Origin of the sequence: Sphingomonas sp. SAFR-052 (assembly GCF_051965015.1) — a bacterium.
Classification (GTDB): Bacteria; Pseudomonadota; Alphaproteobacteria; order Sphingomonadales; family Sphingomonadaceae; genus Sphingomonas.
On the sequence record NZ_JBQCMO010000026.1, the window covers coordinates 1 to 5,195 of the forward strand.

Annotated in this window: 4 protein-coding genes; all 4 read left to right on the forward strand. The window is 60.3% G+C overall.

Features of this window, described 5'->3' with window-relative positions:
• Positions 1-703 precede the first annotated feature (703 nt).
• The 4 genes from ACTHQV_RS19095 to ACTHQV_RS19110 are packed head-to-tail and all read left to right on the forward strand — an operon-like array spanning position 704 to position 4,949.
• Positions 704-1,399: an NUDIX hydrolase gene (locus ACTHQV_RS19095; protein ID WP_440492299.1), complete on the forward strand. Its 696-nt coding sequence runs from the start codon at positions 704-706 to the stop codon at positions 1,397-1,399.
• The gene (locus ACTHQV_RS19100) at positions 1,392-2,858 is read left to right on the forward strand and encodes an ADP-ribosylglycohydrolase family protein (RefSeq protein WP_440492300.1); all 1,467 of its coding nucleotides are present in this window, start codon (positions 1,392-1,394) and stop codon (positions 2,856-2,858) included. The genes ACTHQV_RS19095 and ACTHQV_RS19100 overlap by 8 nt, the downstream gene beginning before the upstream one ends.
• Positions 2,855-3,367: a DUF2924 domain-containing protein gene (locus ACTHQV_RS19105; RefSeq protein WP_440492301.1), complete on the forward strand. Its 513-nt coding sequence runs from the start codon at positions 2,855-2,857 to the stop codon at positions 3,365-3,367. Before ACTHQV_RS19100 ends, ACTHQV_RS19105 begins: the two co-directional genes overlap by 4 nt.
• Complete coding sequence (locus ACTHQV_RS19110; protein WP_440492302.1) at positions 3,360-4,949, forward strand: recombinase family protein; 1,590 nt, start codon at positions 3,360-3,362, stop codon at positions 4,947-4,949. Before ACTHQV_RS19105 ends, ACTHQV_RS19110 begins: the two co-directional genes overlap by 8 nt.
• Positions 4,950-5,195 lie beyond the last annotated feature (246 nt).

A 5,195-nucleotide genomic window follows, 5' to 3' on the forward strand; every position in this document is an offset into this window, starting at 1 on the left:
CAGCCAGCGCCCGCGTCGGAACCCAGCAATTCTTCAGCAACGTCCGCTACAATCTTGCTCCGATCGTCAATACGGCGCTGCCGTTCGACCTCTCGATATTTTATAGACACGTTGCATAAGCCTTTTAAGTTAAGGCTCCGCTAGTGCCGATAAAGTATCCACTCAACCGCGTCTTTGTTCAGCACCGTTGTGGTGTTGTGCTACCGCTCCCAGATTGGGACGATCCGTTACAGCAGGGGGCGGACACACGCTCCGCCGTCTCGTCTCCAACCCTGCACAAATCCGCGAATTCAAGATCACTTTGTTCGCCTTGATACCCTCATCATACCCACATGCACTTGCTCGAGCAGCAGTTTGCGCCGTCAGTTGCTATCCAGTTCCAAGCCGACAAACGTTCGAGATGCCACTACCGATCGTATGCAGGGTGTACGAGAAACAGGTGTTTTCGGGCGTCTGTGAGCTACCATGTACTGCTTACACGTCGCGCGTCTGTCGATGACATTCACTGTTGTGGTCGACTTGCAGAACGATCGTCCGCTTCGGCGAGCGCGGCACCGCAAAGCGGCTTGGCCGTCCCCTACCTTCCTCCGGCCTCTTCGTGCAGGCTTCCGACAGCCGATTTAGAATACGCTGAGAAGCAGGAGATGCCACCGGCATAAAAGACGCATTTGACGTATATGTCTATTACGTCTAATGAGTAGTCATGACCGAAGCTGAATTTCTCGCGGGGTATGATCCTGCATCCTTCTCTGCCGTTGCGGTGACAGTGGACGTCGTCCCGCTGACATTCCACGAGAACCGCTTGCAGATACTAGCCATACGGCGAACGGTGCATCCGGAACGTGGGCGGCTTGCGCTACCGGGTACGTTCGTACGCGCTGACGAAACACTCGAGGTCACGGCGCACCGAGCGCTTCGCGAGAAAGCGGGTTTTGATACGCAAATCGGACAATTCGGAGCGTTCGGCGCGCTTACGCGCGATCCGCGCATGCGAATAATCAGCGTTGCCTACATGGCCTTGGCAACGTTCGATCAGATCGAGCCCATTTTGAATGAAGATCGAACGTTGCTAGCACTTCATGGCAGTGTTGCTCGCGGCGCAAATGGCCGCAAGGTTTCCTTGGCATTCGATCACGCTGAGATTGTTGAAACGGCGCTAAGTGTCTTGCGCCGTGATCTCGACAGCACCGCCTTCTCCTTCGGTCTTTTGTCGCGGGCCTTCTCGCTGCGCGAGTTGCAGCGGGTGCATGAAGCGATACGTGGACAACCCTTGAACAAACCTGCGTTCCGCAAACGGTTGGTCGAAAGCGGCCGTATCGAACCAACCGGGGTGCGCGAGACCGACAAGGGCTACCGGCCGGCAGAACTGTATCGCGTGCGGGGAGCAGACAATGCATAACATACTGCGTACGAGCGAGAGCCATCCGCTTCACATCGCGACAATATCGGCAGGCCCCAATTTCGGACGTATCGGAGTGACCTTCTGTCCGGGTAAGAAGCAGGCGTCGGCGCTCACCGGGTCATGGGACCGGGACGTCGATCTCGATGTGCGGACAATCACCCGGTGGGGCGCTGCCGCCGTCGTAACTTTGATCGAACCGCATGAGTTCGATGAGCTTCGGGTCGAGGGTCTCGGCGACGCCATCCGCGCTCAGCAAATCGACTGGCTGCACCTGCCCATTCCTGACGTATCGACGCCTGGCGCTGCGTTCGAGGCGGCTTGGTCAAAGGTCGGCTCTGGACTTCGCTCGCGTGTCCGCGCGGGCTTCGACGTGCTCGTTCACTGCAAGGGTGGGTTGGGCCGTGCCGGCATGATCGCAGCACGCCTCCTGATCGATCTTGGACTGGACCCCGCCCAGGCAGTCACTTCCGTTCGTGCAGTCAGGCCCGGTGCGATCGAAACGAATGCGCAGGAGAAGTATGTCCTGGGCCTTCAGCCGCTGCCGCCCGCTTCGCCAGACGCCGGCTCATCCGCAAGGCTCGATCGGGCGATAGGGGCGCTCGTTGGACTAGCTGTCGGCGACGCGGTCGGTACGACGCTGGAGTTTACGCGGCGGGACCGAATGCCGGTACTAACCGACTTGATCGGGGGTGGACCTTTCAGCCTCGCACCAGGGCAATGGACTGACGATACTGCGATGGCGTTGGCGCTTGCCGATAGCCTGATTGCGAGCCCTGAGCTTGATGAAATAGACCTGATGCAGCGTTTCGTCCGTTGGCACCGAGATGGCGACTATTCGTGCACTGGACGCTGCTTCGACATCGGCATCACGACGCGCCAGGCGCTTTCCCGCTTCGAACGAGATGGCAATCCTATTGCCGGGGCTACCGATCCCCACACCGCTGGCAACGGTTCGTTGATGCGCTTGGCACCAGTCGCAATTGCCGCCTGGAACGACGCCGAAAAGCGCCATGATCTGGCTGAACGGCAGAGTCGGACAACGCACGGTGCGGCAGAAGCTGTCGATGCGTGCATCGCCTACTCCGATATGATCGCCGAAGCAGTCGCTGGCTCGCCGCGCGATGCCATCCTTGCACCGCGTCGCTCCAGCCTCGCTCCTTCAGTCGCCGCGGTGCTCGCCGGGGGCTGGCGTGGTAAAGCACGAAGCGCGATACAATCGTCAGGCTATGTGCTGCATTCGCTGGAAGCGGCATTGTGGTGCGTCGCGCGCACAGGTGATTTCGGCAGCGCGGTGTTGCTCGCCGCCAATCTCGGCGACGATGCCGACACGACCGCGGCCATCACGGGCCAACTTGCAGGCGGATTGTACGGTTACGAAGCGATACCCATTGCATGGCGATCAAAGCTCGCATGGCATGATCGTCTGGTGGCCGCTGCGACGGAGCTGCATGCATGAGCAAATGCACGTCGGGAGACTGGCAGGCATTGTTCGGCACGGAAGCGCCACAACGCCTACCGGCGATCACGGAACTAGCGGTCGCCTGGCAGCAGCAGATCCTCTTGCATGGCGATATCCCAGCAGCGGTCGCGCGTGATTTGAAAGTCGTAGCTGGGGAAGTCGCTGCCGCGCGGTCGAAGGAAGCAGCAATGGCCCCACCTCCCGCGCATCCACTTCGAGCAAATAGCGCATCACGCACTGCTCATACCCGAAACGCCGTTGCGCAGGCTGGTAAGGCGGCATTGCCGACTGCCTCCAGCCAATTGCAGCCCGGCACTCGCCTCGTCAAAGCGCATGGCGGCCGAAACCACGTCGTTCAGGTCACCGCGAACGGGTTCGATTATGAAGGGCAGCAGTTCAGGTCGCTGTCGGCGATAGCGCGGCATATTACCGGTACGCACTGGAACGGCTTGCTGTTCTTTGGGCTTCGCCAGCGTAGGACCTATCCCCGGCGGGCTCATGGCTAAGCCGGTACGCTGCGCGATTTACACGCGCAAATCGAGCGAGGAAGGGCTCGAGCAATCCTTCAACTCGTTGCATGCGCAGCGAGAAGCCTGCGAAGCCTATATCCTGTCACAGAAGCATGAAGGCTGGACGCTGGTGCAAACCGCGTTTGACGACGGCGGCTTCTCGGGCGGTTCGATGGACCGCCCTGCCCTCAAGGCGCTGCTCGGCGAGGTCGAACAGGGTAATATTGACATCATCGTCGTTTACAAGGTCGACCGGCTGACCCGCAGCCTTGCTGACTTTGCGAAGATGGTCGATCGCTTCGATGCCCGTTCGGTTTCGTTCGTCAGCGTCACCCAGGCGTTCAATACCACGACTAGCATGGGGCGGCTGACGCTGAACGTGTTGCTCTCGTTCGCTCAGTTCGAGCGTGAGGTGACCGGCGAGCGCATTCGCGACAAGATCGCAGCGTCCAAGGCCAAGGGCATGTGGATGGGCGGCATGGTGCCGCTGGGGTACGATGTCGTCGACCGGTCGTTGGTGATCAACGACCCGGAAGCCGAGCATGTACGCACATTGTTCAAGCTCTACGCGGAGCACCGTGCTGCCGATCTGGTCGTGTCGCTTGCGCAAGCGCAGGGCATCCGTGGCAAGCACCGAGGCAAGGTCGAGACTAACAGCGTCATCACGCGTGGCTCGCTGTACCGGATCCTCGCCAACCCGGTCTATGCCGGTGAGATCGGGCATAAAGGCAAGCGATATCCCGGGCAGCACAACGCCATCATCGATCTGCCGTTGTTCGAAGCAGTACAGTCGATGCTCGCCGGCAACCGGCGCAGGGTGAAGGGTACCGCGAGCTCGCGTAGTCATGCGCTTGGTGGAAAGGTGTACGACCCGAACGGCACGTTGCTGACTGCGACCCATACCCGGAAGGGCGACGCAAAGTACCGCTACTACGCAAATGACGCTCTGCGCTTGCCGGCAGATCAGTTGGAAGCAACAGTAGCGACCGCCCTCGCCGACCGCTTGGCAACGCCCGGCAGTGTTGCGGCTCTACTACCCGACCTCACGCTGCTCACGGCGGACGTTCTTGAGCAGGCGGCGGATTTGGGTCGCCGGCTCGGCACGGCATCGTCAGGCGAGCATGGAAGCGCCTTGGCTTCGCTTGTTGCGAAGGTAGTGGTGCAAAGCGACGACTGCGTTGTAACACTGGAACCCACTGCCTTCGGCTTGGTGGAGAGTATGCTGGACGTTATCATCCCGGCGGCTCTGGTTCGCCAAAAGTCGAGGCTTAAGCTGATTGTGCACGGTGAGCAGCCCCCTGCCCCCGACCGTAGCCTCATTGAGATGGTGGCGCAGGCACGCAGCTGGTTCCAGTTGTTGCGTTCAGGCGAAGTCACGACGCTGGTCGAGATTGCCGACCGTTATGGGTTGAGCGACAGCTATGTCCGCAACGTGCTGCCTGCTGCCTTCCTAGCGCCCGACATTGTCACCCGCATTGTCGAAGGCCGCCAACCGCCGTCATTGACGGTTCGCAAGCTGCGCGAGTTGCTCCCCCTGCCCGTTTCATGGGACAAGCAGCGCGCGCTGCTGGACGCATAAACCGACGCGTTTGCGTCGTTTTTGCTTGCGTCACGAGCAACGTCAGACGATCTAGAACCCGCTCCCGAGATACGCGGGAGCGGGGCGTGGAAACCTCTCCAAACAGACTCGGTCGCGAAGCATTTCGAGGCCGGGTGGCATGCGCGCATGTCCAGTCGGCTTCGGCCGATAAAGTCTCTAGCTGCTGCCCCTTGGTGTGAGGGATATCCCGCCTTTTTCTGCTACCTCATGATCTGCTCCTTCGCG